The sequence below is a fragment of the Pseudoduganella chitinolytica genome (assembly GCF_029028125.1).
In the GTDB taxonomy this organism is placed as follows: domain Bacteria; phylum Pseudomonadota; class Gammaproteobacteria; order Burkholderiales; family Burkholderiaceae_D; genus Rugamonas; species Rugamonas chitinolytica.
On record NZ_CP119083.1, the window covers coordinates 5,214,002 to 5,240,043 of the forward strand.

At 67.0% G+C, this 26,042-nt stretch carries 21 protein-coding genes; 16 read left to right on the forward strand and 5 right to left on the reverse strand.

The annotated features are described in order from the left end of the window. Positions 1–125: 125 nt before the first annotated feature. The 5 genes from PX653_RS23245 (at position 126) to PX653_RS23265 (ending at position 6,558) form a co-directional block, all read left to right on the forward strand. The gene (locus PX653_RS23245) at positions 126–1,121 is read left to right on the forward strand and encodes a LacI family DNA-binding transcriptional regulator (protein ID WP_277415055.1); all 996 of its coding nucleotides are present in this window, start codon (positions 126–128) and stop codon (positions 1,119–1,121) included. A gap of 136 nt (positions 1,122–1,257) precedes the next feature. Continuing rightward, positions 1,258–3,582, forward strand: coding sequence for a glycoside hydrolase family 65 protein (locus PX653_RS23250; protein WP_277415056.1), 2,325 nt, complete (start codon positions 1,258–1,260; stop codon positions 3,580–3,582). After that, entirely contained in the window at positions 3,579–4,223 is a 645-nt protein-coding gene (gene pgmB / locus PX653_RS23255; RefSeq protein WP_277415057.1) for a beta-phosphoglucomutase, read from the forward strand. The genes PX653_RS23250 and pgmB overlap by 4 nt, the downstream gene beginning before the upstream one ends. A gap of 25 nt (positions 4,224–4,248) precedes the next feature. Continuing rightward, positions 4,249–5,520 (forward strand): MFS transporter, encoded by a 1,272-nt coding sequence (locus PX653_RS23260; protein ID WP_277415058.1) that lies wholly within the window; start codon positions 4,249–4,251, stop codon positions 5,518–5,520. 27 nt (positions 5,521–5,547) lie between these two features. Beyond that, a complete protein-coding gene (locus tag PX653_RS23265; protein ID WP_277415059.1) occupies positions 5,548–6,558 on the forward strand; it encodes a substrate-binding domain-containing protein in 1,011 nt (336 codons plus the stop codon). 1 nt (position 6,559) lies between these two features. On the opposite strand, the gene PX653_RS23270 is transcribed toward PX653_RS23265, so the two are convergent. The 4 genes from PX653_RS23270 to PX653_RS23285 all read right to left on the reverse strand — a co-directional run bounded on the left by PX653_RS23270 (position 6,560) and on the right by PX653_RS23285 (position 16,048). Beyond that, positions 6,560–7,456 carry a phytanoyl-CoA dioxygenase family protein gene (locus tag PX653_RS23270; protein ID WP_277415060.1) on the reverse strand — a complete coding sequence of 299 codons (897 nt, stop codon included), beginning with the start codon at positions 7,454–7,456 and terminating at the stop codon, positions 6,560–6,562. A 337-nt stretch (positions 7,457–7,793) separates the two neighbouring features. Beyond that, positions 7,794–11,084, reverse strand: a complete 3,291-nt coding sequence (gene icmF / locus PX653_RS23275; protein ID WP_277415061.1) for a fused isobutyryl-CoA mutase/GTPase IcmF — start codon at positions 11,082–11,084, stop codon at positions 7,794–7,796. 183 nt (positions 11,085–11,267) lie between these two features. Further along, positions 11,268–14,843 carry an indolepyruvate ferredoxin oxidoreductase family protein gene (locus PX653_RS23280; RefSeq protein WP_371876375.1) on the reverse strand — a complete coding sequence of 1,192 codons (3,576 nt, stop codon included), beginning with the start codon at positions 14,841–14,843 and terminating at the stop codon, positions 11,268–11,270. A gap of 257 nt (positions 14,844–15,100) precedes the next feature. Continuing rightward, positions 15,101–16,048 carry a LysR substrate-binding domain-containing protein gene (locus PX653_RS23285; protein ID WP_277415062.1) on the reverse strand — a complete coding sequence of 316 codons (948 nt, stop codon included), beginning with the start codon at positions 16,046–16,048 and terminating at the stop codon, positions 15,101–15,103. Positions 16,049–16,157: 109 nt separating this feature from the next. Here PX653_RS23285 and PX653_RS23290 point away from each other — a divergent pair, with 109 nt between their 5' ends. Beyond that, on the forward strand, positions 16,158–17,375 hold the full coding sequence (locus PX653_RS23290; RefSeq protein ID WP_277415063.1) for an HD-GYP domain-containing protein: 1,218 nt from the start codon (positions 16,158–16,160) through the stop codon (positions 17,373–17,375). A 36-nt stretch (positions 17,376–17,411) separates the two neighbouring features. On the opposite strand, the gene PX653_RS23295 is transcribed toward PX653_RS23290, so the two are convergent. Then, complete coding sequence (locus PX653_RS23295; RefSeq protein WP_277415064.1) at positions 17,412–18,461, reverse strand: GGDEF domain-containing protein; 1,050 nt, start codon at positions 18,459–18,461, stop codon at positions 17,412–17,414. Positions 18,462–18,888: 427 nt separating this feature from the next. Here PX653_RS23295 and PX653_RS23300 point away from each other — a divergent pair, with 427 nt between their 5' ends. The 10 genes from PX653_RS23300 (at position 18,889) to PX653_RS23340 (ending at position 26,026) form a co-directional block, all read left to right on the forward strand. Next, positions 18,889–19,089 carry a Flp family type IVb pilin gene (locus PX653_RS23300; protein WP_277415065.1) on the forward strand — a complete coding sequence of 67 codons (201 nt, stop codon included), beginning with the start codon at positions 18,889–18,891 and terminating at the stop codon, positions 19,087–19,089. 51 nt (positions 19,090–19,140) lie between these two features. Next, positions 19,141–19,386 carry a hypothetical protein gene (locus tag PX653_RS28235; RefSeq protein ID WP_307731076.1) on the forward strand — a complete coding sequence of 82 codons (246 nt, stop codon included), beginning with the start codon at positions 19,141–19,143 and terminating at the stop codon, positions 19,384–19,386. Continuing rightward, positions 19,314–19,670, forward strand: a complete 357-nt coding sequence (locus PX653_RS28240; protein WP_371876483.1) for a prepilin peptidase — start codon at positions 19,314–19,316, stop codon at positions 19,668–19,670. The genes PX653_RS28235 and PX653_RS28240 overlap by 73 nt, the downstream gene beginning before the upstream one ends. Positions 19,671–19,739: 69 nt before the next feature. After that, positions 19,740–21,074: an ATP-binding protein gene (locus tag PX653_RS23310; protein WP_277415066.1), complete on the forward strand. Its 1,335-nt coding sequence runs from the start codon at positions 19,740–19,742 to the stop codon at positions 21,072–21,074. Then, positions 21,071–21,904 (forward strand): Flp pilus assembly protein CpaB, encoded by an 834-nt coding sequence (gene cpaB / locus PX653_RS23315; protein WP_277415067.1) that lies wholly within the window; start codon positions 21,071–21,073, stop codon positions 21,902–21,904. Before PX653_RS23310 ends, cpaB begins: the two co-directional genes overlap by 4 nt. A gap of 24 nt (positions 21,905–21,928) precedes the next feature. Next, the gene (locus PX653_RS23320) at positions 21,929–23,371 is read left to right on the forward strand and encodes a type II and III secretion system protein family protein (RefSeq protein WP_277415068.1); all 1,443 of its coding nucleotides are present in this window, start codon (positions 21,929–21,931) and stop codon (positions 23,369–23,371) included. A 10-nt stretch (positions 23,372–23,381) separates the two neighbouring features. After that, the gene (locus PX653_RS23325; RefSeq protein WP_277415069.1) at positions 23,382–23,651 is read left to right on the forward strand and encodes a hypothetical protein; all 270 of its coding nucleotides are present in this window, start codon (positions 23,382–23,384) and stop codon (positions 23,649–23,651) included. After that, on the forward strand, positions 23,648–25,009 hold the full coding sequence (locus PX653_RS23330; RefSeq protein ID WP_277415070.1) for a pilus assembly protein TadG-related protein: 1,362 nt from the start codon (positions 23,648–23,650) through the stop codon (positions 25,007–25,009). The genes PX653_RS23325 and PX653_RS23330 overlap by 4 nt, the downstream gene beginning before the upstream one ends. Continuing rightward, a complete protein-coding gene (locus PX653_RS23335; RefSeq protein WP_277415071.1) occupies positions 25,006–25,461 on the forward strand; it encodes a TadE/TadG family type IV pilus assembly protein in 456 nt (151 codons plus the stop codon). Before PX653_RS23330 ends, PX653_RS23335 begins: the two co-directional genes overlap by 4 nt. Then, complete coding sequence (locus PX653_RS23340; RefSeq protein WP_277415072.1) at positions 25,451–26,026, forward strand: TadE/TadG family type IV pilus assembly protein; 576 nt, start codon at positions 25,451–25,453, stop codon at positions 26,024–26,026. Before PX653_RS23335 ends, PX653_RS23340 begins: the two co-directional genes overlap by 11 nt. Positions 26,027–26,042: the final 16 nt, after the last annotated feature.

A 26,042-nucleotide genomic window follows, 5' to 3' on the forward strand; every position in this document is an offset into this window, starting at 1 on the left:
GCCATTGAAACAACAAATGATATCGATGTCAATCGAAATGTTATCGATGTCATTTTTCGCGACAAAAGTTTGGAATCTGTCATAATGCCCCCAGAATTTTTCCCCAGCACCTGACTCGAGCGACCATGGCACCACCGAAAACCCCTGATTCCGGCCTGACGATGGAAGACCTGGCCCGGGTGGCGGGGGTCTCCAAGATCACCGTGTCGCGGGCGTTGCGCAACAGCCCGCTGGTGACGGAAGCCACGCGCGACAAGGTGCGCAGGATCGCGGAAGAGCAGGGCTACCGCTTCAATGTGAGCGCTCGCAACCTGCGCATGGGCCGCTCCTACTCGGTGGCGGTCGTGGTGGAAATGACACCGGCGAAGGGCCGGCCGATGTCCGATCCGTATCCGCTGGAGCTGCTGGGCGGCATCACGCAGGAGCTGACGACGGCGGGCTACAGCGTCGTGCTGACATCCAAGCAGTTGCTGGACACGGCGCCCGTGCAGGGGGCGGACGGCCTGATCCTGCTGGGCCAGGGCTCGCACGGCGCTGCCGTCACGACGCTGCAGAAGACGGGCCTGCCGCTGGTCGTCTGGGGCGCGCCGGAAGCTGGCTCGGACACGATCGTCGTCGGCAGCGACAACCGCAAGGGCGGCCAGTCGGCGGCGCAGCGTTTTATCGAGCTGGGCCGCAGCAAGCTGGTGTTCCTGGGCGACGTCGACCATGCCGAAGTGCAGGAACGCTGTGCCGGCTTCATCGACGCGATGGGCGGGCGCGGCACGGTGCACATCATGCGGCCGAAGGCGTTCACGTTCGAGGCCGGCTTTGACTGCATGTCGGCGCTGCTGAAGAAGAAGGGCGCCACGTTCGACGGCGTGTTTGCCGCCAGCGACCTGCTGGCGATGGGCGCGATCCGGGCGCTGGCGGAAAAGAACCTGCACGTGCCGGAGGCGGTGTCCGTCATCGGCTACGACGACACGCCGGGCGCGGCCAGCTTCGTGCCGCCGCTGACCAGCGTGCACCAATACCTGCGCGACGGCGGCGTCCTGCTGGCGCGCAAGATGCTTGATTTGATGAATGGCGAGGCGGTGGGGTCGGAGGTGTTGCCGACCACGTTGATGGTCCGGGCTACCTGAGGTTTGGGGTCAGTCCCCGCAGGGGACTGACCCCGAAGTTCAGTGGACCACCAACTTCAGGGGCAGTCCCGGAGGGGCAGACCCTGACGCCGCCGATTTTTTTAACGCGTTTCCAAACCGGTTTGAAAGGCCTGACGTGTCCGCAAACACTCCCAACTTCCCGCCCGACCCATGGCGCCTGCGTGAAACGGCGCCCGACCCCGCGGCGCACTTCCTGAACGAGACGCTGTTCGCGCTCGGTAACGGCTATATCGGCGTGCGCGGCACGGGCGAGGAGGGCTACAGCGGCCCGGCCGGCACGTCGATGGACGGTACCTACCTGAACGGCTTCTACGAGTCCGAGCCGATCCACTATCCCGAAACGGCCTACGCGCTGGCCAAGACCAACCAGTTCATGCTGAACGTGCCGAATGCAAAGGGCCTGCGGGTCTACGTCGGCGACGAGCGGTTCGACCCGCTGACCGGCACGGTGGAGGACTACGAGCGCACGCTGGACCTGCGCACCGGCATGTTGGAGCGCCGCCTGCGCTGGACGTCGCCGGGCGGACGCATCATCGACTACCGCAGCCGCCGCCTGGTCTCCTTCGACAACAAGCACCTGCTGGCGTTGCAGGTGCAGGTCACGCCCGTCAACTTCAGCGGCACCGTGCGCATCGTCGCAAGCCTGGATGGCGCCGTGAAAAACCTGGAAGCCGGCGACGATCCCCGCGTGGGCTCGGCTGTCTCGGGCCCGGCGCTCACCTTGCTGGCGGTGGAACAGGACGCCCATTACGCGGCGCTCGTGCAGAAGACGCACAACAGCGGCTTCCACCTCGTCAGCGCCACGCGCACGCACGTGGACACGGCGGCCAGCGCCACCTTCCTGCAGCAGGGCCTGCGCCTGGAGCAGGCCTACACCGTCGCGGCCGTGCAGGGCCAGGCCATCGAAGCGACGAAATACGCCAGCTACCACTCGTCGCGCGACTATCCCGAAGGCGAGCTGGCCGAGCGCAGCCGCGCCGTGCTGGCGCAGGCCCAGGCCGACGGCTTTGACGCGCTGGTCGCGCGCCAGGCTGCCTACCTGGCCGACTTCTGGCAGCAGGCCGACGTGCAGATCGACGGCGACGACGCCCTGCAGCAGGGCATCCGCTTCAACGCCTACCACCTGCTGCAATCGGTGGGCCGCGACGGCAAGACCAATATCGCCGCCAAGGGCGTCACGGGCGAGGGCTACGAAGGCCACTATTTCTGGGACACGGAGATCTACATCTTCCCCTACTTCCTGTACAACAAGCCGGAAATCGCGCGCAAGCTGCTGGACTACCGCTGGGCGGGGCTGGACTCGGCGCGCCGGCGCGCACGCCAGATGTCGCACGAGCAAGGCGCGCTGTACCCATGGCGCACCATCGCGGGCGAAGAGTGTTCCGCCTACTTCCCGGCCGGCACGGCGCAGTACCACATCAACGCGGACATCGCCTATTCGATCAAGCAGTACTGGGACGCGACGGGCGACATCGACTGGCTGCGAGCCTGCGGCGCCGAGATCGTGATGGAGACGGCGCGCATCTGGACCGGCATCGGCAGCTACGATCGCAAGGGCCGCTTCGTCATCAACGAAGTGACGGGGCCGGACGAATACACGGCCCTCGTCAACAACAACTACTACACCAACGCGATGGCGCGCCAGCACCTGGAGTTCGCGGCGGCCATCGCGGCCAAGCTGGCGGCCGAGCATCCGCAGGACCATGCCCGCATCGCCGCGGCGATGGCCTTGGGCGACGATGAACCCGCCGAGTGGCGCCGCGCCGCTGGCGCGATGTACCTGCCGTACGACGAGGAGCTGGGCATCCACGAACAGGACGACAGCTTCCTGTCGAAGAAGCGCTGGGATTTCGAGAACACGCCAGCGGACAAGTACCCGCTGCTGCTGAACTACCACCCGATGGTGATCTACCGCCACCAGGTGTGCAAGCAGGCCGACGTGGTGCTGGCGCTGCTGCTGCTGTCGGACCGCTTCACGCTGGACGACAAGCGGCGCGACTTCGACTACTACGAGGCCGTGACGACGCACGACTCCTCGCTGTCGTCCTGCATCTATTCCATCGTTGCCGCCGAAGTGGGCTACGAGGACAAGGCGTACGATTACTTCATGGAGACGGCGCGCATGGACCTGGACGACACCCACGGCAACACGCGCTACGGCGTGCACACGGCGGCGATGGCCGGCACGTGGCTGGGCGTCGCCTATGGTTTCGGCGGCATGCGCGTAGTGGACGGCGCCGTGCGCTTCGCGCCGACCCTGCCGCGCCAATGGCGCCGCTACCAGTTCCACATCCACCTGCACGGCTGCCTGCTGCGCGTGGCCGTCGATGCCGACGGCACCACGTACACGCTGCTGCGCGGCGCAGCGCTGCGCTTCAGCCACCGCGATACCGTCATCGACGTCAGCACCGCACAACCCACCCACCAGGAGGCCGCATGAAACGCGCCGTCATCTTCGACCTGGACGGTGTCATCACCGACACCGCCCGCTACCACTACCTGGCCTGGAAGCGTCTGGCAGAATCGCAGGGCGTGCACTTCGACGAGGCCTTCAACGAGCACCTGAAGGGCATCGACCGGATGGGCTCCCTCGACATGATTCTCGCTTCCAGCGCGCGCACCTACACGCCGGAGGAAAAGCTGGCGCTGGCGACGGCAAAGAATGAGCATTACAAGGAACTGATCGCCACGATGACGCCCGCGGATTTGCTGCCGGGCGCCGTGCAGGCGCTGGACGACTGCCGCGCGGCGGGCCTGAAGATCGGCCTGGCCTCCGTCAGCCGCAATGCGTTCACGGTGCTGGACCGGCTGGGCATCACGGGCAAGTTCGACTACGTCGTCGATGCGGGCACGATCGCGAAGGGCAAACCCGATCCGGAGATCTTCCTGGCGGCCGCGCAGGCGCTGGGCGTGCCGCCGGCGGCATGCTTCGGGGTGGAGGATGCGGTGGCCGGCGTGGCGTCGATCAAGGGGGCGGGCATGTATGCCGTCGGTGTCGGCGATCCGGACACGCTGCGCCAGGCCGACGTCGTGATACCGAGCCTGGCGCAGTTCAGGCTATCCGACTACGTCGCGGCATAAAAAAAAATACTGGAGGAGACACCCCATGCAAAGCCGCCGCATCCTGTTCATCCTGTTCCTGATCTATTTCGTGTTCGCCATCCTGCTCAACAGCGTGGGCACGGTGATCCTGCAGGTCATCAACAACTACGGCGTGACGAAGTCCGCCGCCAGCGTGCTGGAAGGGTTCAAGGACCTGCCGATCGCCGTCGTGTCGTTCCTGGTCGCCTCGTTCCTGCCGCGCATCGGCTACAAGAAGGCGATGCTGATCGGCCTGGCCATCGTTACCGCCGCGTGCGTGGCCATGCCGCTGGTGCCGGGCTTCGCGACGGCCAAGCTGCTGTTCCTGTGCGTGGGCGTGTCGTTCGCATTGATCAAGGTGTCCGTGTATTCGACGCTGGGACTGGTGGCCACCAGCCGCCGTCATCACGCGGGCATCATGAACACGCTGGAAGGCTTCTTCATGGTGGGGGTGCTGTGCGCCTACTGGGTGTTCAGCTGGTTCATCGATTCGGGCGATCCACGCTCGCACGGCTGGCTGAACGTCTACTGGCTGCTGGCCGCGCTGTGCGCCGTCACGTTCGTGCTGCTGCTGGCGACGCGTTTCGACGAGCGCCTGGCCGCGCTGCCGGCCGATCGTACGGCGGCCCAGGACTTCGCCGCGATGCTCAAGCTGTTCTTCAAGCCGCTGGTCTGCATCTTCGTCATCACCGCGTTCCTGTACGTGCTGATCGAGCAGAGCGTGGGCACCTGGCTGCCGACGTTCAATAACGAGATCCTGAAGCTGCCGGCGGCGATGAGCGTGCAGGTGACGAGTATCTTCGCGGCCAGCCTGGCGCTCGGCCGGCTGTCCGCGGGCGTCGTACTGCGCCGGCTGCACTGGTATCCCGTCATGAACGCCTGCCTGGTGGGGATGGGTGCCGTCGTGCTGCTGGCGCTGCCGCTGACGCACGACGCCGTCAGCAATCCGGACGTCACGTGGGCCAGCGCGCCGGTCGCCGCCTTCCTGTTCCCGCTGATCGGCCTGTTCATGGCGCCGATCTACCCGGGCATCAATTCGGTGATGCTCAGCTCCCTGCCGCAGCACCAGCATTCCGCGATGACGGGCCTGCTGGTGATCTTCTCGGCCCTGGGCGGCACCACCGGCTCGCTGGTCACGGGCTACGTCTTCGGGGCATTTTCCGGCCACTTCGCGTTCTACCTGACGCTCGTGCCGATCGCCATCGTGCTCGTGATGTTGTACTTCTTCCGCCGCGCGGTGGAGGGCGAGGACGGCGTCGGCGGGACGGGTCCCGTTATAATCGGCGGTTCGCATTGATGCATTCGCATTGAACCTTCCCCTGCAATGAACCTGAAAGCGCTGGCCGACACGCTCGGCATGTCCAAGACCACGGTCAGCCGCGCGCTGAACGGCTATCCGGAAGTGTCCGAGCGCACGCGCGAACGCGTCCTGGCCGCGGCCGCGGCGGCCGGCTACCAGGCCAATCCGGCCGCGCGCACGCTGGCGGTGGGGCGCAGCAATGTCCTCGGCATCATCTACCCGCTGCTGCCGGCCGACCTGGGCGATCCGATGTTCCTGGAGACGGTGGGCGGCATGTCCGCCGCGCTGGAAGCGGCGGGCATGAACCTGATCATCGTGCCCGTTTCGCCGGCCAATGAGCTTCCTACCTACCGCCAGCTGGTGCGGGGCCGCCGTGTCGACGGTCTCGTGGTCAGCCGCACCCTCGTCGACGACGAACGGATCGCGTGGCTGGGCGAAGCGGGCTTCCCGTTCGTGGCCCACGGCAGGACACAGCTGGATCGACCGTATGCCTGGTTCGATTACGACAACGCGGCCGGCGTCGCCCTGGCCGTGCAGGCCCTGCTGGCGCACGGACACCACCGGATTGCGCTATTGGGATCGCCGCTGACGCTGAACTTCGCCCGCCAGCGCCGCGACAGTTTCATCGCCTCGCTGGATGCTGCCGGCCTTGCGCCCGATCCGCGCTGCGTGGTCGAGTCGGCGATCGACCGTCGCAGCGGCTACCAGGCCATGCAGCAGTTGCTGGCCGTGGCACCACGGCCGACCGCCGTCATCGTCGACAACCACCTGTCCGGCGTAGGCGCCGTGCGCGCGCTGCTCGATGCAGGCCTGCGCATCGGTACCGATATCTCGCTGATCGTCTGGGGCAGCATGGCCGACACCCTGGCAGGGCTGGACGTGACGACGATCGACCAGCCCGACGCGCGCGCGGCCGGTGCGAAAATGGCGCAGATGCTGCTGGCCCGGCTGGCCGGAACGCCTGCGGCTAACTTGCAGGAATTGTGGCAGCCGCGCCTCGTGGCGGGATCGACGGTTGGGCCGGCACCACGCTGATTCAGGCCAGGATCAGGCGGTTGATGTAGCGGTCGAACAGGCAGTCGTCCGGATACGGGGCCGGTTCGTACACGTAGGCGTAGCTGCGAAACAGCGAGTACTGGATCTGCAGCATCAGGCGGGGCCGGTCGGTCGGTGGCGCGCCCTTGTGCACGCCGGCCGTGTCGACGGCAAAGCCGAAACCCCGCTCGCCCCGCGCGACGATCAGCCGCTCGGCGCCATACTGCTCGCTCACTTCGCCGTCGCTTTGCAAGTGCAGGCGCATGGGTGCGCGTGTCTTGTGAGTGCCCCGTACGTAGACGTGCGGTCCGTCGGCGTCGCCGACGTCGGTCAGGTAGATGATCACCTTGAAGTAGCGCCAGTCCTCCGAATCGCGGTGAAACGTCTGCAGGTCGCTGCGCCGGCCATTGGCGGGAAACGACCAGCGCACGCCCAGCTGCGAAATCGTCGGCTTGCAGCCGATGTAGCTGGCGGCCAGCTCCAGCAGCCGACGGTCGTTGGCCAGCGCGAGGATGTGCGGGCTGTGTACGATGTCGCCCAGGCTGTACTCGGCCAGCCGGGCCGTGGCCGGCACGCTGGCCAACGTGAAGGTGGAGCTGGCATCGTGGCGGTCGGTCAGCGTACGCGGCTTGAAGTAGCGGTGGATGTCGGCGCACTGCGCGGGCGTCAGCACGTTGCCCAGTGCCGCGTAGCCTTCCGCATGCAGGTGATCGAGCAGGCGGCGCTGCGCCAACGGCAGTGCGGCGGCTGGCTCACCCTGGCGCAGGCGCACCCACTGGCGAAACAGGCGTACGCACAGGCCGCGCAGCGGAGGCGAGACGACGATACGCTGCAGGTAATAGAAGAAGCTGTTGGCGGGTTTGAAGCCGTGCCCCGGCGTCAGGCGTGCGTATCTCATTAACGGTCCTCATCAGGGGGCGGCCTGTACAACGAGCTTTACGTTAGCGGAGAGGAACACTGGCGTATTGATCAGCAGCAGGGCTTGCTGGCAATACGAAAGGGAAGGTGGAGCGGGATCAATACCGCCTGATAATCATGGCGGCGATTGTGGCGGCGCGCGGCGCTGGGTGGCGCCGCGTTTTAACATTGATAGTTTGGTTATAACGCCGGAGCCAACGCGCTGGGGTCTGTCCCTCCGGGACTGACCCCGAAGTTTGCGGGCGCTTGTGGCGGCGCAACCGGACTTCGGGGTCAGTCCCTGTGCAGGGACAGACCCCAGCCGCGACCGCAGGCCGTTACATATTGCGGCGGTACTGCCCACCCACCTCGAACAAGGCGGTGGTGATCTGCCCCAGCGAGCACACGCGCGCCGCATCCATCAGTTTCTCGAACACGTTCTCGTTGTCGATGGCGGCCTGCTGCAGCGCGGCCAGCGCGGCCGGGCTTTGCGCTGCGTGACGCGTATGGAAGTCCTCCAGCCGCTGCAACTGCGACTGCTTCTCGTCGTCGGTCGAGCGGGCCAGCTCGATCGTCTGCGGCACCTCGGCGCCCTTCGGATTACGGAAGGTATTGACGCCGATGATCGGCAGCGAGCCGTCGTGCTTCTTGTGCTCGTACAGCAGCGACTCCTCCTGGATCTTGCCGCGCTGGTAGCCCGTCTCCATCGCACCCAGCACGCCGCCGCGCTCCGCGATGCGTTCGAACTCCTGCAGTACCTGTTCTTCCACCAGGTCCGTCAGTTCCTCCATGATGAACGCACCCTGGTTCGGGTTCTCGTTCTTCGCCAGGCCCCACTCGCGGTTGATGATCAGCTGGATCGCCAGTGCGCGGCGCACCGATTCGTCCGTCGGCGTGGTGATGGCCTCGTCATAGGCGTTGGTGTGCAGCGAGTTGCAGTTGTCGTAGATGGCGATCAGTGCTTGCAACGTCGTGCGGATGTCGTTGAAGTCGATCTCCTGCGCGTGCAGCGAGCGGCCCGACGTCTGGATGTGGTACTTCAGCTTCTGGCTGCGGTCGTTGGCACCGTACTTGTCGCGCATCGTGACGGCCCAGATGCGGCGCGCTACGCGGCCCAGTACCGTGTACTCGGGGTCCATGCCGTTCGAGAAGAAGAACGACAGGTTCGGCGCGAAGTCGTCGATGTTCATGCCGCGCGCCAGGTACGCCTCGACAAACGTGAAGCCGTTCGACAAGGTGAAGGCCAGCTGCGAGATCGGATTCGCGCCCGCTTCGGCGATGTGGTAGCCCGAGATCGAGACGGAGTAGAAGTTGCGCACCTGGTGCCGGACAAAATATTCCTGGATGTCGCCCATTACCTTCAGCGAGAACTCGGTGCTGAAGATGCACGTGTTCTGGCCCTGGTCCTCCTTCAGGATGTCGGCCTGCACGGTGCCGCGCACGTTCTGCAGCACCCAGGCGCGGATCTGCGCCGCTTCGTCAGCCGTCGGATGGCGGCCCTTGTCGCGCGTGAACTTGTCGATCTGCTGGTCGATCGCCGTGTTCATGAACATGGCAAGGATCGTCGGCGCCGGGCCGTTGATCGTCATCGAGACGGACGTCGTCGGGCTGCACAGGTCGAAGCCGTCGTACAGCACCTTCATGTCGTCCAGGGTGGCGATCGACACGCCCGAGTTGCCGACCTTGCCGTAGATGTCGGGGCGCAGCGCCGGATCGGCGCCATACAGCGTGACGGAGTCGAAGGCGGTGGACAGGCGCTTCGCATCCAGCCCTTCGGACACCAGCTTGAAGCGGCGGTTGGTGCGGAACGCGTCGCCTTCGCCGGCGAACATGCGGGTCGGGTCCTCGCCTTCGCGCTTGAACGGGAACACCCCGGCCGTGTACGGGAACGATCCCGGCACGTTCTCCAGCATCAGCCAGCGCAGCAGCTCGCCGTGGTCCTCGTACTTCGGCAGCGATACCTTGCGTACCTTGTTGCCGGACAGCGTGTGGTAGACCAGGCCCGTACGAATTTCCTTGTCGCGGATTTTCACGACGAACTCGTCGCCCGCATAGGCCGCCTGCACTTCCGGCCAGGTTGCCAGCAGTTTCTTCGTGTTGGCGTCCAGCTGGTTGTCGCGCTCGACGATGACGTCGTCGAAGTCGGCGTTCTTGCCCGCAAGCGCCAGCATGCGCTTGGCCTCCGTCAGCTGCTGGCGCTCGCGGGCCAGCACGGACTGGCGGCGCACGGCCTTGTGATAGCCGCGCACCGTGTCCGCGATCTCGGCCAGGTAGCGCGCACGCGCGGGCGGCACGATGACGTTCTTGCCGGAGCTGAAGCGCACGTCGACGGGCGCCAGCTTGCCCGGCTGCGTGTGCAGGCCGTGCTCGACCAGCTTGGGCAGCAGGCCCTGGTACAGCGCGGTGACGCCATCGTCATTGAAGCGCGACGCCTGCGTGCCGTACACGGGCATTTCTTCCGGGCGCTTGCTCCACAGCTCACGGTTGCGCTGGTACTGTTTCGCCACGTCGCGCAGCGCGTCAGCGGCGCCCTTGCGGTCGAATTTGTTGATGGCGATGAAGTCGGCGAAATCGAGCATGTCGATTTTTTCCAGCTGCGACGCGGCGCCGAATTCGGGCGTCATCACGTACATGGACACGTCCACGTGCGGCACGATGGCCGCGTCGCCCTGGCCGATGCCGGACGTCTCGACGATGACGAGGTCGAAGCCGGCGACCTTGCAGGCCGCGATCACGTCCGGCAGCGCCTGGGAGATCTCGGAGCCTGCCTCGCGCGTGGCCAGCGAACGCATGAAGACGCGCGCCTGGCCGTTCCATGGATTGATCGCGTTCATGCGGATGCGGTCGCCCAGCAGCGCGCCCCCGGACTTGCGGCGCGACGGGTCGATCGAGATGATCGCGATGTTCAGCGCGTCGCCCTGGTCCAGGCGGATCCGGCGGATCAGTTCATCCGTCAGCGACGACTTGCCGGCGCCGCCCGTGCCGGTGATGCCAAGCGTGGGCGTTGCCAGCTCGTCGGCCGCCGCCAGCAACTGCTGGCGCAGCTCGGGCGTGGCGCGGTCGTTTTCCAGCGCCGTGATCAGCTGGGCCAGCGGGCGGTGGCGCGCCGCGATGTCGCCTTCCTGTAGGGGCGCCAGCGACGTGGGCGAATACTGCGACAGGTCGATGTCGCACTGCTGCACCATCCACTGGATCATGCCGACGAGCCCCATGCGCTGGCCGTCTTCCGGGCTGAAGATGCGCGTGACGCCGTATGCGTGCAGGTCGGCGATCTCGGAAGGGACGATGACGCCACCGCCGCCGCCAAACACCTTGATGTGCGCACCGCCGCGCTGGCGCAGCAAGTCGATCATGTACTTGAAGTATTCGACGTGGCCGCCCTGGTAGCTGGAGATGGCGATGCCCTGTACGTCTTCGGCCAATGCGGCGGTGACGACTTCGTCGACCGAGCGGTTGTGGCCGAGGTGGACGACCTCGACGCCATTGGACTGCAGGATGCGGCGCATGATGTTGATCGAGGCATCGTGGCCATCGAACAGCGAGGCGGCCGTAACGAAGCGCACCTTGTTGGCCGGCCGCGCCTGGTCGGCTTCGGCGGCTAGGGTCTTGGCGGAGGTCAGATCGTTCATGAGATTCCCTGGAATTTCGACGGATCGTACGATCCGATTATATGACGTTTACGTTAACGTAAGACTGTTTAATGCCGCCAGTCCGCGCCGGAACCCAGCGGCGCAAAGCCGGGGTCAGACCCGGCGGGTCTGACCCCAGTTTTCGGTCTTGGGTTCTGCACGCATGCGCGGCGCTCAGCTAAATCAGGCGGCGTGCTGGCGGGCGCCGCCGAAGGCTGCCAGCAGGCGCGCCTTGTCGGCGTGGAAGGCCGCGACGGCTTTTTCCTTGACGTGGCCGAAGCCGCGGATCTTCTCGGGCAGCGCGGCAATCGCCACCGCCTGCTCGTAGTTGACGGCGCTCAGGCCGGCCAGCAGTTCGGCGACGATCTGGCGATACTCGGCGATCAGCGCCCGTTCCATCTTGCGCTCCTCGGTACGACCGAAAATATCGAACGCACCGCCGCGCAGGCCTTTCATCTTTGCCAGCACGCTGAACGCCTTCCACATCCACGATCCGTATTCCGCCTTCACCAGGTGGCCCTTGGCGTCCTTTTTCGCGAAGATCGGCGGCGCCAGGTTGAACTTCAGGCTGAAGTCGCCTTCGAACTGCTGCTTGAGCTGCTCGACGAAGCGGCCGTCCGTGTACAGGCGCGCCACCTCATATTCGTCCTTGTATGCCATCAGCTTGAACAGCGATTTCGCCACCGCCATCGACAACCGGTTCGGCAGGCCCAGCGCCGTCTCGCGCTCGCGCACTTGCGACACCAGCTGCTCGTACTGCGCCGCATAGGCCGCGTTCTGGTAGCCGGTCAGGAATTCGACGCGCTTCTTGATGACGCCATCCAGGCTTTGCGGCATCTGCACGACGATGGCCTGTGCCGGCGTCGCGGTCAGTTCGACCTTCTTGACGTCGACCGCGGCGCGGCGGCCCCACAGGAAGCTCTTCTTGTTCGATTCGACAGCCACGCCGTTCATCTCGATGGCGCGCAGCAGCGCCGCTTCGGACAGCGGGATGCGGCCGCGCTGCCAGGCGTAACCCAGCATGAACAGATTGGCGGCGATCGAGTCGCCCATCAGCGCGGTGGCCAGCTTGGTCGCGTCGATGAAGTCGGCGGCATCCGCGCCGCCCACCGATTCGACGATCAGGGCGCGCACTTCCTCGGCCGGGTACTGCCAGTCGGCGTTCTGCGCGAACGTGCCGGGCGGCTGCTCGTGCAGGTTGACGACGGCGAGCGTACGGCCGGGACGCATCTTCGACACCGCGTCGGCCGCGCCGGCGGTCAGCATGTCGCAGCCCAGGATCAGGTCCGCTTCGCCGGTGGCGATACGCTGCGCGCGCAGGTGCGCGGGCGATGTGGCGATCTTCACGTGCGACGTGACGGAGCCGTTTTTCTGCGACATGCCCGTCATGTCCAGCACCGAAGCACCCTTGCCCTCCAGGTGCGCGGCCATGCCCATCAACGCACCGACGGTGATGACGCCGGTGCCGCCGATGCCGTTGATCAGGATGTTGTACGGCTGCTCGCAGTCCGGCAGGCGCGGTTGCGGCAGCACGCCCCAGTCGTCGGGCGCCTTGCTGACGCCCGTCTTCGATTTCTTCAGCGTGCCGCCTTCGACGGTCACGAAGCTGGGGCAGAAGCCCTTCACGCACGAGTAGTCCTTGTTGCAGCTGGACTGGTCGATGGTGCGCTTGCGGCCGAACTCCGTCTCCTTCGGCAGGATCGACACGCAGTTGGACTGGATGCCGCAGTCGCCGCAGCCTTCGCACACGGCTTCGTTGATGACCATGCGCTTGTTCGGGTCCGGGAACTCGTTCTTCTTGCGGCGGCGGCGCTTCTCGGCCGCGCAGGTCTGGTCATAGATCAGCACCGTGCAGCCGGGCAGTTCGCGCAGCTCGCGCTGCACATCGTCCATGTCCTTGCGGTCGTGCAGCGTGACGATGGCCGGCAGGTTCGAGCGGTCCGCATAGCGCGACAGGTCTTCGGTGACAAGGGCGATGCGCTTGACGCCTTCGGCCGCCATCTGCTGCGCGATCATCGGTACGGACACGGTGCCGTCGACCGGCTGGCCGCCCGTCATCGCGACGGCGTCGTTGTACAGGATTTTATAAGTGATGTTGACCTTGGCCGCGACGGCGGCGCGGATGGCCAGATAGCCGGAGTGGAAGTAGGTGCCGTCGCCCAGGTTCTGGAACACGTGCGGCACGGTGGAGAACGCGGCCTGGCCGATCCACGGCGTGCCTTCGCCGCCCATGTGCGTCGTCAGCTTGTTCATCTCCGGGTAGATCGACGTGGCCATTACATGGCAGCCGATGCCGGCCAGCGCGAAGCTGCCATCCGGGACTTTCGTCGAGGTGTTGTGCGGGCAGCCGGAGCAATAGAACGCGGGACGGAACGGCGTGCCGATGGCCTTCTTCAGGACCGCATCCTTCGCGTCGAGGAACGTCAGGCGTGCCTTGATCTGGTCCTGGATGTGGGTGTCGTCGATATACTGCTTGACGCGCGACGCGATCACGCGCGCGACCTGCGAGACGGAGAAGTCGGCCTTCGGCGGCAGCAGCCATTCGCCGCGCGGCGCGACCCACTCGCCCTTGTCGTCGAACTTGCCGATGACGCGCGGACGGACGTCGTCGCGCCAGTTGTACAGTTGTTCCTTCAGCTGGTATTCGACGAACTGGCGCTTCTCTTCCACCACCAGGATCTCGTCCAGGCCTTGCGCGAACTCGCGCACGGAGTCCGGCTCCAGCGGCCAGGGCATCGACACCTTGAACAGGCGCAGGCCGACTTTCGCGGCCATGTCCTCGTCGATGCCCAGTTCTTCCAGCGCTTCCAGCACGTCCAGGTACGATTTGCCCGAAGCGATGATGCCCAGCTTGGCGTTCGGGTTGTCGATGGTCGTGTGATTCAGTTTGTTTTCACGCGCGTAGGCCAGGGCTGCGTAGATCTTGTAGTCCTGCATCAGCGCTTCCTGGTTGCGCGCCTGCTGGCCCAGCGGGATCGACGACAGGCGGGCATTCAGGCCGCCTTCCGGCATGTGGAAGTCCTGCGGCAGTTTCACTTGCACGCGGAACGGGTCGGCATCGACGGAAGCCGACGATTCGACCGTGTCTGCCAGCGCCTTGAATGCGACGGCGCAGCCGGAGAAACGCGACATGGCCCAGCCATGCACGCCCAGGTCCAGGTACTCCTGCACATTGCAGGGGTACAGCACGGGGATCATGCAGGCCGAGAAGATGTGGTCGGACTGGTGCGGCAGCGTCGACGAATAGGCGCCATGGTCGTCGCCGGCGACCAACAGGATGCCGCCGTGCTTCGACGTGCCGGCGTGGTTCATGTGCTTGAAGACGTCGCCGCAGCGGTCCACACCCGGGCCCTTGCCGTACCACATGGCGAACACGCCATCGTATTTCGACGGCCCGATCAGGTCGACCTGCTGCGAACCCCACACGGCGGTGGCGGCCAGGTCCTCGTTCACGCCCGGGACGAACTGGATGTGGCTCGCTTCCAGGTGTTTTTTCGTCTTCCACAGCGTTTCGTCCAGGCCGCCCAGGGGCGAACCGCGATAGCCCGAGATGAAGCCTGCGGTGTTCAGGCCGGCCTTTTCGTCGCGCAGTTTCTGCATCATCGGCAGGCGCACGAGGGCCTGGATGCCGGAGAGGAAGATCTTGCCGGAAGTGGCGGTGTACTTGTCGTCGAGGCTGACGTCGTTCAGAACGACTGGCTGCGCGGGCGCGGCGTCACGAACGGACGCGGCGGTACCCATTGCCGGGGTATCGGGCATGGCTTGTCTCCAAAATTCATTATTTCGGTTGCGCCTGGCCTTGGCGCGCCGGGTGGGCACGGTCTGGCTCAGGCTACGGGGCCGCGTATCGCGGCTCGACCACTCTGCGGCGGTTCTCTAGTCGATCAGTCTACGCCTTGGTTGACGTATACGGAAATAGGGGATGGCGATGGGGGTATAAGAAAAAGTGATGGCCGAGGGTCTGTCCCCACAGGGACTGACCCTGAAGTGGTTTGGCCATCAAGCAAACTTCGGGGTCAGTCCCTGGCAGGGACAGACCCCAGCAGCACGGCACCCGGCCAGACGTCGTCGCGGCACAGTTGACCGGCCACCTCCACCGCCAGCCGGCTGATGGCCGTCGCGGCATTCGTCAGCGGCAGCGTGCGCGAGGCGCACAGCACGACGGTGCGCGAGATGGCGGGACCGTGGATGGGAATGGCCCGCAGCAGGCCCCGCTCGATCTCCGGCAGCACGGGGGCCACGGGGAGGATAGTGGCGCCCATGTCCGCCATCAGGGCCGATTTCAGGATGGCGATGGAGTTGATCTCGATGACATCCGCCGGCGCCAGCCCCGCCGCACCCGCGACGGCTTCGATGCGTGGCCGCACGCCGTGTTGCAGGCCCGGCAGGATCAGCGTGGCCTGCAGCGCTTCCTGCAGGGTGATGGCGGCGCGCTGCGGATACCAGCGGGCGTCGGCGCGGCAGATGAAGCACAGCGATTCTTCCGCCAGCGGCGTGGTGGCAAACGGCGTCAACTGGCCATCGTCGAACAGCACGGCGAGATTGACGCGGCCCGATTTCAGCTGCTCGGCCAGGTTGCCCGTCAGCTCCTCGGTCAACTGCAGCGTGATGTCGGGATACTGCGCCCGGGCCGCCTCCAGCAGCGGCAGCGCCAGGGCCGCCGAGATGCTGTGCGGCAGCCCGAGCGTCACGCTGCCGGCCGGGTGGGCCGACTGCGTGACGGCGGTGCGCGCATCCGCCACCTGCTTCAGGATCGCCTGCGCATGTTCGTAGAACACCTTGCCCGCATCGGTGCTGTGCACGCCCTGTGCCGTGCGGTGCAGCAGCTGTGCGCCCAGATCCTGCTCCAGCTGGCGCAGCTGCGCCGTCAGTGCGGGCTGGGCCACGTGCAGCACGCCCGCCGCGCGCGACAGGGAGCCGTGGTCGACGATTGCAACAAAATAGCGGAGTTGACGCAATTCCATAAGAATTTCGATGCCTTTAGCTTACGATTAGTCCCGTACGGCAACTGTTTGGTTATACTGCCATTGTAGCGCGCCGGGCCCGATGCGCCGATGACCATGCAGGTTCCGAATGTTGAAGAAAGTCGACGCCTCCCAGCTCAAGGTAGGCATGTATATCCACGATCTCAGTTGCGACTGGATCGATCACCCGTTCGTGCGCAGCCGCTTTGCGATCACTTCCGACACGGAGATCCGCAAGATCCACAATGCCGGGATCCGGCAGGTGGTGATCGATGCCGCGCGAGGCCTGGACGTACAGGACGCGCCGACCCTGCAGGAAGCGCAGGCCGCCATCGAGGAAGAGGTCCTGGGCATTGCGCAGGCCCCGGTGCGCCCGCTGCGCATGGCCCTGGGCGAGGAACTGCAGCGCGCGGCGCGTATCCGCCAGCAGGCGGCAGGCCTGGTGCGCAACGTGATGGCGGATGCCCGCCTGGGCAAGGTTATCGAGATCGGCACCGTACAGCCGGTCGTGCAAAGCATCACCGAATCCATCCTGCGCAATCCGGGCGCGCTGACGGGCCTCCTGCGCATCAAGACCAAGGACGACTACACGTTCCTGCACTCGGTCAGCGTGTGTGCGTTGCTGGTGGCATTCTGCCACTCGCGCGACATGGAGGAAGAGCTGACGCGCGAGGCGGGCCTGGGCGGCCTGCTGCACGACACGGGCAAGGCGCTGGTGCCGGACGAGATCCTGAACAAGCCGGGCCGGCTGACGGATGCGGAATTCGACATCATCCGGCGTCACCCGGAGGACGGCTACCAGATCCTGCTGCAGTCGCCCGAGGTGGGGCCGATTGCGCTGGACATCACGCGCCACCACCACGAGCGGCGCGACGGCACCGGTTATCCCGACAGGCTGGCCGGCGACGCCATCAGCGAACTGGCGCAGATGGCCGCCATCGTCGACGTCTACGACGCCATCACGGCCGACCGCTGCTATCACCGCGGCATTCCCGCCGCCGCCGCGCTGCGCAAGATCTACGAGTGGAGCAAGTTCCACTTCAATCCCCAGCTGGTGCAGCAGTTCATGCGCTGCGTCGGCATCTACCCCGTCGGCACGCTGGTGCGCCTGGAGTCCGGCCGCCTGGGCGTCGTCGTCGAACCGCACGAGACCAACCTGCTGGCGCCGAAGGTCAACGTGTTCTTCAACACGAAGACCAATGTCTATATCAAGCCGGAGATGGTCGACCTGGCGCGCGGCCTGGGCTTTGGTGGCGCCGAGAAGATCGTGGGGCACGAGGATCCCGCGCAGTGGAAGGTCGATCCCATGCGCTTCCTGGTGGTGTGACGCGGACGGCGTCCGCGCCGGATCAGTAAAGACTCGTCAGAAGAATTCGGCGGTGTCGTTCGACTCGACCCGCTGCAGCAGGCCGCCTTCGACCAGTTCGTCGTAGTGGCAGGCGAGGTTGCGGCCGTGGCTCTTAGCGTAGTACAGGGCCTGGTCGGCCCGGCCCAGGATGATGACGGGCGCCTCGAACGCGCTGATCTTGACGAAGCCCACGCTGACGGTGACCTTGCCCACCTGCGGGAAGTCGTGCTGCTCCACGTTCATGCGGAAGCGGTCGATGATCTTCTTGGCGTTGTCCAGGGTGGTGGAACGCAGCAGCACGACGAATTCCTCGCCGCCAAAGCGGAACACGCGGTCCTGCGCGCGGAACGACGATTGCAGCAGGTTGGCGATGAGGATCAGCACCTCGTCGCCATACAGGTGGCCGAACTTGTCGTTGACGTGCTTGAAGTGGTCGACGTCGACGACGGCCAGCCATTGCTGCTCCTCGTCGCAGTGCTGGCGCCGTTCCGGCTCGCCCGGCGGCAGCGACAGCGAATCCTGCTCCGCGCTGCTGGCCTGCAGCATCTTGGCCAGTTGGTCGTCGAAGGTCTTGCGGTTCAACAGCCCCGTCAGCGAATCGCGCTCGCTGTAGTCGAGCAGGTTCTGGAAATTGCGGTAAACGCTGACGATGCCGCCGATGACGTGGATCGTGTCGCTGGTGTATGGCGTGGGATTGACGATCTCCAGGCACGTGTCGGCCTTCTCTCCCAGCCAGATCGGCAGCCACAACGTATGGCGGCCGTCCGCGTCCATCTGGTCGGCGCTCGATTCGTGGCGCGCCAGGCAGTTGGCCAGCGCGGGATAGCAGGTGATCGGATCGCCCGGGCTGGCCGGATCCGGGTTCTCTTCCATGCGCGCTGGCTGGCCGGCGACGACGACGGCACGGGCGCGCACGAAGATCTGGTCCCGCACGGTAGCCAAGGTCAGCACGCGAGCCTGGCTGGCGCCGGCGAGCTCCTGCACCGCCGAGATCACGGAGATGTCCAGCATCGTGTGATCGCGGTGGCCAGTCATGTCCACCATGTGTTTCAGTAGGGAATCCATGCTCGTTCTCTGAAGTATCAAGACGCGCGTCGCATTATGTTTCCGAAAAATCAAGGCACACAGTGACGCAAAGCACGAGGCCTTTCCAAAAGACAGCTGATCAGCATAAATGTTTTTTGCTTTCTCAGCAATTATCCTTTGCGAAAATTCTTGAAAAACGCCACGATTCTACTCTTTGTACACAACGAGCAGCGCCTCCCAGCGTCCGGACAGCAACAGATTACGCCATAGCCGCTGTTCTGGACGAGCTCAGGCAGTGTGACATAGCCCGGCACCCTTGTCTGTCACATTTCCGCCTACGACAATAATAGTTCCACCTGGAAAGTTGTGCACTATCAATATTGCCTCGCGACATAAGCCTAAGATGTCCTGACTGGCCGACGTATGTCGCCAGCCCCGCAGTGCAACCCCACCACAGGAGGACAGTATGAAAGCATTAATTGTCGCAGCCCGGGACTTCGCCCGGGATGAGGAAGGCATTACCGCGATCGAATATGGCCTGATTGCCGCCGTGATCGCCGGTGTCATCGGCGCCGCGTTCACCAACGTCGGTGCCGCGATCGGTACCACCTTTACCAAGATCGCGACCCAGTTGACCGGTGGCGCCGGTACGGGCACCGGGCCCTGACCGCAGTTTGCCCGCCGGCCTCGCCGGCGGGCTTTTTCCATCGAGGCGCACATGAACCCGGCACTCCAGTTACTCCTGCTGTGGCTGGTCCTGCAGGCCGCCGTGACCGATCTCGCCATCCGCCGCATCCCCAATGTCCTCGTACTGGCCGGGCTGCTGCTGTCCGCCGCGCTGCACGGGCGCACGGGGCCGACGGCGCGCTGCTGGCCACGTGGCTGGCCGGCCTGGCCACCGGCTTTTTCCTCTTTCTCCCCCTGTATGCGCTGCGCGGCATGGCCGCCGGCGACGTCAAGCTGATGGCGATGGTCGGGGCCTTTACCGGGCCGCTTCTCGCGCTGCAGATCGCGCTGCTGACCTGCCTGGTTGGCGGCCTGTTGGGCCTGGCCCTGGTGCTGCGCAGCGGCCGCTGGCGCCTGCTTGGACACAACCTGGCCACGATACTGGCACCGCTGGTGTACTCCCTCGGTGGCATGCCACAGCGGCCCGTTCCCCTGTCGCGCGAGGCCAGCGCGGGCGGCATACCGTATGGCGTCGCCATCGCCGTGGGCACCTTGACTGTGGTGGCGCGACTACATTGGTAGCCTCTTGCTGCTGGTCAATATCCAGCAGGAAACACCTCGCTATCATCGCCATCTCACCAGGAGAACGGCATGGACCATCCGACTTATTCCAGCATTGCGGGCGACCTCGCCGGCGGCGACGACACGCCGCTGCTGCCGCCGCAGCCGAAAACCGTGCGCGAGACGGGGCTGGAGCTGGCGCTGCTCGTGGAGCTGGCCGCCAAGGCGCTGTTCGGCTCCGGCAGGACGCAGTTGCCGGCACTGACGACCCGGCTGCGGCTGTCGATCAACGTGCTGCGCGAGGTGTTCGATTTCATGGTGGCCGAACAGCTGGCCGAAGTGGCGTGGCGGGGCGGATCCGACCTGGACGTGCAGTACCAGCTGACGTCGGCCGGCCGCCAGCGTGCCGCCGCCTGGCTGGAGCGCAGTCCGTACGCGGGGGCGGCACCGGTGCCGCTGGCGGTGTATCGCGCCATGCTGCAGCGCCAGTCAGCCGCGTTGGCTCCCGTGGGCGCCGACGCCGTGGCCGCCGAATTCGCCGGCGACTGCATGCCGGCCCACGTGCGCCAGCTGGCCGGCGCCGCCCTGCACGCCCACCGCTCGCTGCTGCTGTACGGCGCGCCAGGCAGCGGCAAGACGACCCTGGCGCGCCGCCTGGGTCGCCTGCTGGAGGGCAGCGTGGCGGTGCCGTACGCAGTGGCTGTCGGCCAGGAGATCGTGCTGGTGCACGACGCCGCCGTGCATCACCCGCCCGCGCTGCCGGCCCGGGCCGGCGCCGACCGGCGCAGCAGCGACACGCGCTGGGCCCAGTGTGCCCGCCCCGTGCTGCACCTGGGCGCCGAACTGGGTGCCGACATGCTCGACCTGCGCCACGACGCGTTCAGCGGCTGCTATCACGCGCCCGCGCACGTCAAGGCCGCCGGCGGCCTGTTCATCGTCGACGACCTGGGGCGCCAGCGCCTGCCCGCCGCGGAACTGCTGGCGCGTTTCACGCAGGCGCTCGACACGGGCGCCGACCGGCTGGCGCTGGCGGGTGGCCACAAGTTCGCCGTCCCGTTCGACGCCACGATGGTCTTCATCACCAACCAGGCGCCCGATACCGTGCTCGATCCGTCGTCGCTGCGCCGCATCGGCTACAAGGTGCACGTGGGGCCGATCGACGAAGCCGCCTACCGGGCGCTGTTCCGCCAGCAGTGCCATCACCTGGGCCTGGCGCCGGACGAGACGGCGCTCGCGTACCTCGTCGGTGAGCTGCACCGCGCCAGCGGCCAGCCGCTCCTGGCCGGCTTCCCCCATGCGATCCTGGCCCGCATCCGCGAGCTGGCCGCGTTCCTGGGCGAGCCGGCGACGGTCACGCCGGCCAGCGTCGACCGGGCCTGGTCCAGCATGTTCGCGCTGGCCCCCGCGGCCGGGAGGGCGGCATGAAGAACCGGCGCGCCTACCTGATGATGGGGCTGGCCATCGTCCTCGGCCTGGGCGCCGTGGCGATGGCGTCGCGCCTGCTGCTGCGGCAAGCGCCCGTGGCCGGCAGCCGCATTGTCGTCGCGACGGGCGACGCCAGCCTGGGCCAGCGGCTCGGCCCGGAGATGGTGAAACTGTCGGACTGGCCCGCCGACAGTGTGCCTGCCGGCGCACTGCGCGATCCGCTGGCGCTGAGCGGGCGCGTACTGAAGACCAGCGTGCTGCGCGGCGAACCGCTGACGGAAGCGAAGCTGGCCCCGGCCGGCACGCTGGGCGGCTTGTCCGCCCTGATCACGCAGGGCAAGCGCGCCATCACCGTGCGCGTCAACGACGTCATCGGCGTGGCCGGCTTCGCGCTGCCCGGCAATTTCGTCGACATCCTCGTCAGCACCCAGGCCACCGGCACGCAGCACAGCGACGAGACCATCTCGAAGATCGTGCTGGAGCGGATCCTCGTGCTGGCCGTCGCCCAGGAAGTGAGCCGGGACGACACCAAGCCGCGCGTCGTCAACGCCGTCACGCTGGAGGTGGCGCCGGAGCAGGCCGAGAAGCTCGACCTGGCACGCAGCGTGGGCAGCCTGTCGCTGGTGCTGCGCAACCAGGTCGATCCGCAGCCCGGTACCACGGCCGGCGCCACCAAGAGCAGCCTGCTGGGGCTGGCCGCGGCCACGCCCGCCGCGGTCGCCGCGCCGGCTACTCCGCAGCGCACCGCGCCCAAGGTCGCGCGCAGCGTGCCGGCGCGCCACTGCATCGGCACCATCGACGGCCTGCACAGCGGCCGTCAATGCCTGTAATGACATGCCTGTGAGGACCCCATGATGCCTTCGTCGATCCGCCGCCTGCTGCTGGCGGCCGCTTGCTGCTGCCAGTATGGCCTGGCCGCGTCGGCGGGGCCGGCCGCATCGTCGGCCACCGCGCCGCCCGTCGCGGCCAGGGCCGACGGCCCGCGCTGCAGCGGCGCGCCGGCGGCGCCCGGCCACCTGGCACTGCAACTGGGGAAGTCCACGTTGATGCGGCTGCCCGAGCCCATCGTCAGCCGGGGCGTCGGCAATCCCGCCGTACTGCAGGCACTGCTGGTGGCACCCGGGACGCTGTACCTGGTCGGGGCCGCGGTGGGCAGCACCAATATGATCGTGCAGGGCAGGAGCGGTGCCTGCAGCGTCATCGACGTGGTGGTGGGCATGGACACGGCCGGCCTGCAGGCCGCGCTGGCCGCCCTGCTGCCCGAGGAAAAGGATGTGCGCGTCAGCGCCGCCGCCGATGCGCTGGTGCTGTCCGGCACGGTGGAAAACGGCGCCACGCTGGCGCAGGTGCTGGAGCTGGCGCAGGCCTTCGTGCGGGCGCCCGCCAAGGCACTGGGCGCGGCCGACAAGGCCGATGCGGGTGCTTCGGCCTCCGGCGCCCGTATCGTCAACCTGCTGGGCGTGAGCGCGCCGCAGCAGGTCATGCTGGAAGTGAAGATCGCCGAGGTGTCGAAGACGCTGATCGACAAGCTGGAAGGCGCCGCCGCCTATCGCCCATGGGGCGGCACCTGGTCGGGTGGGGTGGCGGCCAATTTCCTGAGCGGGACCCTGCGCGGCACCTTCGGCCTGGGGAAGGCGCTGGACAAATACCTGCGCCTCGATGGCGAGAGCAAGGATGGCCTGGTGCGCATCCTGGCCGAGCCGACCGTGATGGCCGTCAGCGGCCAGGAAGGCAGTTTCCTCGCGGGCGGCACGATCTTCATCCCCGTCGCGCAGGACAACAACAAGGTCACCCTCGAAGAGAAGGAGTTCGGGGTCGGCCTGCGCTTCACGCCGACCGTGCTGGCGGGCGGGCGCATCAACCTGGCGGTGGCGCCGGAGGTCTCCGAGTTGTCGCGCGAAGGGATCGGCATCAGTACCGGCAGCGTGGGCGGCAAGGCCATCATGCCGTTGCTGACGACGCGCCGCGCCAGCACCACCGTGCAGCTGTACGACGGCCAGAGCTTCGCCATCGGCGGCCTGATTCGCGACAACCAGACCAGCAACATCGACGCGCTGCCCGTGCTGGGCGAACTGCCGGTGCTGGGCGCCCTGTTTCGCAGCACCGACTTCCAGCGCGACCGCACCGAACTGCTGTTCGTCGTGACGGCGCACCTCGTCAAGCCACTGCCGCCGGCGCACGCGCTGCCCACCGACGCGCTGCAGCCCGCCAGTGCCGGCGACCTGATGCTGCGAGGGCGGTTGGAAGCGCCGCCGCCCGCGGCGCCGGCCCGGTCCTCCGGCTTCCAGCTGAAATAAGGAGCTCACGATGCCCAAGCTGACGATTGTCCTCATGCTGCTGGCCTGCGCCGGCTGCCGGGCCATCCCGACCACGCCCCAATGGGACGCGCGCTTCGGCGTGGCCACCCGCGCCGCGTTCGCGCAGCAGGTGCTGCATCCCGACGCCGCGCAGGCGCATACCGTCGTCGACGGGATCGACGGCGCCAGTGCGGCCTCGGCGCAGCAGCGTTACCGCAAGTCGTTCGCCGAGCCGCCGGCGCCGGCCGCGTTCACGATCGGCGTGAGTGGCGGCAAATGAACCGTCCCCGCCACCGCCAGCGCGGCACCATCGCGCTCCTGTATGCGCTGCTGCTGCCTGTGATGATCGGCTGCGTGGGCCTGGCGCTCGACCTCGGGCTCATGTACCTGCGCACGACCCAGCTGCAGAATGCGGCGGACAGCATCGCCATCGCCGCCGCCCTGAAGCTGGACGGGACCGGTGCCGGCATCTCGCAAGCGGTGCTGCGCGCCAGCCAGGTCGCCCAGACGCTCAATATCGATCTCGCCACGCCCCTGCAGTGGCGCAGCGCGGCGCTGCGTTTCGGGCCAAGCGCCGACGGCAGCGATTGGCGCAGTGCCAGCGCCGCATCGACCGGCGCGGCGGCCTTGCGCTACGTGCGCGTCGATCTGGCGGAGCTGGACGAGGAGATGCGCGTGATGCGGCCGCTGATGATGGGGGCATTCGGGGCGGACAGCGCCGTCGAGGTGGTGCCCGTCGCCGTGGCCGGCCCGATGGCCCTCCAGGTCGCGCCGCTGGCGATCTGCGCGATGAGCGCGGCGCCCACGGCGACGCGCACCAATCCAGGCCCACCGGACATTGCCGAGACTGTCCGCTACGGCCTGCGTCCCGGCATCGGCTACAACCTGCTGGACCTGAACCCGAACGGCACCACGCCCGAGTACTTCCTCGTCGATCCGGTGCATGCCCCCGGCACGCCGGCCGCCGCGTTCGACGACGGCGCCGTGGCGCCCTTCATGTGCAGCGGCACGCTCGCTTACCCGGCCGTGGGCAGCGCCCGGGTACACGTGCGCCGGCCTGTCGCCTTCAACCTGTGGCGCGAGCTCAACTCCCGCTTCGCCCCGAACGCGGCCTGCAACGTGGCCAGTGCGCCGCCCGACACCAACATGCGCGATTACACCGGGGCGAACGCCAGCTGGATGTCCGTGCGGCCGACGCGAGCGACGGCACAGCGCAGCACCGTGGGCGGCAAGTTGCGTACGGTCGCCGACCTGCCGCCGCCCACGCCGGCGTCGACCCCGGATGCGGACTACGGCATCCGCTGGGCCTACGGCGTGCCGCGCGGCCAGGCCGCGGCGAACTTTGCCACGCTGTACCCGTCCACGCCCGGGGTAACGGTCGCGATGCCGCTGGACGGACCTTATGCGACCCCCGGCTACACCACGGCACCGGCCCAGCCGGGACGCCCGAACCGCCGCCTGCTGCACGTGCCGCTGCTGTCCTGCCCCGTTGCCGCCGGCACCCATGCGCAGGCCAGCGTGGTGGCCTTTGCCCGCTTCCTGCTGACCGCGCCGGCCAGCGCGACCGAGGTACCGGGCGAATTCGTCGGTATCGTCAGCGAGGCCGCGTTGGTGACCGCGATAGGACTGCACCGATGAAGCCGCACCGGTGGCAGAGAGGCGTCGTGGCGGTCGAGGCGGCGCTGCTGATGAGCGTGACCGCCTTGCTCCTGCTGCCGGGGATGCTGTACGTGGGGCGCATGACCTGGCATGCCATCGCGCTGCACAAGGCGGTGTATGCGGCCAGCCGGATCGTCGCCGCGCAGCCCCAGGAAACGATGCTGCAGCCGGGCGCCAGCGCACGCCTGAACGCCGCGGCCGACGCGTACGTACGCCAGGCCACGCGCGACGCCGGGCTTGACATGCCGCTGGGCCCCGGCCTGACCGGGGTGCGCTGCGACAACGTCAACTGCGGCGCATGGTTGCCGCAGAACGTCACCGTCGATGCCGCATTCCGTTTCGAGCCCACGTTGCGCGTGCCGGGCCCGTATGAACTGCCGACACCGAACGTCAACATGGCCATCCACTACACGGTGAGTTATGCGCCCTGACCGCCACCTGGGGCGCCAGCGCGGCGCCGTCGTCATCGAACTGGCGCTCGTGCTGGGCGTGTTCCTGCTGCTGATGTTCAGCACGATCGAGATCGCCCGGCTGATGTATGTGTTCAATACGGCGCAGGAAGTGACCCGGCGCGCCGCCCGGTCCGCCGCGTTGACGGATTTCTCGGACGGCGCCGCGATGGCTGCGCTGCGCCAGCACGCGCTGTTTCGCACCGACGCCGGCGCCCTGCCGCTGCTGGCCGACCTGACGACGGAGCGGGTGCGCATCGAGTACCTGTCGATGGATGCCAGCGGCGCGCTGGTACCGGTGGCTCCGCTGCCCGCGTGTCCGCTGCAGAACGCCGCTAACTGCACCGAGAACCAGAACGGCGCGGCATGCATCCGCTTCGTGCGCGCCAGCATCTGTGCCGCCGGTGGGCCGGACTGCACGGCGCTGCCGTATCGCCTGCTGACGGGCTTCGGGCCCGGCATGGCCAACCTGCGCGTGCCGACCGCCAGCACCGTCGTCAAAGCGGAATCGCTCGGCTACCGGCCGGGCGTCAACACTTGCCTGTGATTCAACCAAGAGGACC

Excerpts from the sequence above, each read along its gene's own strand:
- PX653_RS23260 (WP_277415058.1), top strand. The coding sequence starts at position 4,249 with ATGCAAAGCCGCCGCATCCTGTTCATCCTGTTCCTGATCTATTTCGTG.
- cpaB (WP_277415067.1), top strand. The coding sequence starts at position 21,071 with ATGAAGAACCGGCGCGCCTACCTGATGATGGGGCTGGCCATCGTCCTC.
- PX653_RS23265 (WP_277415059.1), top strand. The coding sequence starts at position 5,548 with ATGAACCTGAAAGCGCTGGCCGACACGCTCGGCATGTCCAAGACCACG.
- PX653_RS23270 (WP_277415060.1), bottom strand. The coding sequence starts at position 7,456 with ATGAGATACGCACGCCTGACGCCGGGGCACGGCTTCAAACCCGCCAAC.
- PX653_RS23300 (WP_277415065.1), top strand. The coding sequence starts at position 18,889 with ATGAAAGCATTAATTGTCGCAGCCCGGGACTTCGCCCGGGATGAGGAA.
- PX653_RS23295 (WP_277415064.1), bottom strand. The coding sequence starts at position 18,461 with ATGGATTCCCTACTGAAACACATGGTGGACATGACTGGCCACCGCGAT.
- PX653_RS23325 (WP_277415069.1), top strand. The coding sequence starts at position 23,382 with ATGCCCAAGCTGACGATTGTCCTCATGCTGCTGGCCTGCGCCGGCTGC.
- PX653_RS23310 (WP_277415066.1), top strand. The coding sequence starts at position 19,740 with ATGGACCATCCGACTTATTCCAGCATTGCGGGCGACCTCGCCGGCGGC.
- PX653_RS23290 (WP_277415063.1), top strand. The coding sequence starts at position 16,158 with ATGTTGAAGAAAGTCGACGCCTCCCAGCTCAAGGTAGGCATGTATATC.
- PX653_RS23285 (WP_277415062.1), bottom strand. The coding sequence starts at position 16,048 with ATGGAATTGCGTCAACTCCGCTATTTTGTTGCAATCGTCGACCACGGC.
- PX653_RS23335 (WP_277415071.1), top strand. The coding sequence starts at position 25,006 with ATGAAGCCGCACCGGTGGCAGAGAGGCGTCGTGGCGGTCGAGGCGGCG.
- icmF (WP_277415061.1), bottom strand. The coding sequence starts at position 11,084 with ATGAACGATCTGACCTCCGCCAAGACCCTAGCCGCCGAAGCCGACCAG.
- PX653_RS28235 (WP_307731076.1), top strand. The coding sequence starts at position 19,141 with ATGAACCCGGCACTCCAGTTACTCCTGCTGTGGCTGGTCCTGCAGGCC.
- pgmB (WP_277415057.1), top strand. The coding sequence starts at position 3,579 with ATGAAACGCGCCGTCATCTTCGACCTGGACGGTGTCATCACCGACACC.
- PX653_RS23245 (WP_277415055.1), top strand. The coding sequence starts at position 126 with ATGGCACCACCGAAAACCCCTGATTCCGGCCTGACGATGGAAGACCTG.
- PX653_RS23340 (WP_277415072.1), top strand. The coding sequence starts at position 25,451 with ATGCGCCCTGACCGCCACCTGGGGCGCCAGCGCGGCGCCGTCGTCATC.
- PX653_RS23280 (WP_371876375.1), bottom strand. The coding sequence starts at position 14,843 with ATGCCCGATACCCCGGCAATGGGTACCGCCGCGTCCGTTCGTGACGCC.
- PX653_RS23330 (WP_277415070.1), top strand. The coding sequence starts at position 23,648 with ATGAACCGTCCCCGCCACCGCCAGCGCGGCACCATCGCGCTCCTGTAT.
- PX653_RS23320 (WP_277415068.1), top strand. The coding sequence starts at position 21,929 with ATGCCTTCGTCGATCCGCCGCCTGCTGCTGGCGGCCGCTTGCTGCTGC.